The sequence below is a fragment of the Achromobacter sp. GbtcB20 genome (assembly GCF_019091095.1).
GTDB lineage: Bacteria > Pseudomonadota > Gammaproteobacteria > Burkholderiales > Burkholderiaceae_B > Achromobacter > Achromobacter mucicolens.
In genome coordinates this window covers 1-274 of record NZ_JAGXJZ010000514.1, presented here as the reverse complement: position 1 = coordinate 274, position 274 = coordinate 1, and the positions used below count along the sequence as shown (strand labels likewise).

Here is a 274-nt window from a genome sequence, read left to right as displayed (position 1 = left end):
GGGTAAGAGGATGCTTACAGCGTTACAGGGATGTGCCGTCGAGCGGACCGCCGCCCGGCGCCTCGGGCTGCAGGGTCACGTGGTCGATGCCGTGCTTGTCGAGCAGCAGGGCCTGTACCCGGCGCAGCACCGCCGGCCATTCGGCCAGGTCGGCGATCTCCAGGTGGCCGATCAGGGCGGGGTGGCCGGGCGACATGTCCCAGACGTGCAGGTCGTGCACCGACAGCACGCCTTCGACCTCGGCCAGGTCGGCCCCGACCTTCAGGTAGTCGAT

Annotated in this window: 1 pseudogene; it reads right to left on the bottom strand. The window is 69.3% G+C overall.

The annotated features are described in order from the left end of the window. Nucleotides 1–22: 22 nt before the first annotated feature. A pseudogene (locus KVT32_RS30005) lies at nt 23–274 on the bottom strand (cation transporter); the annotation flags it as partial.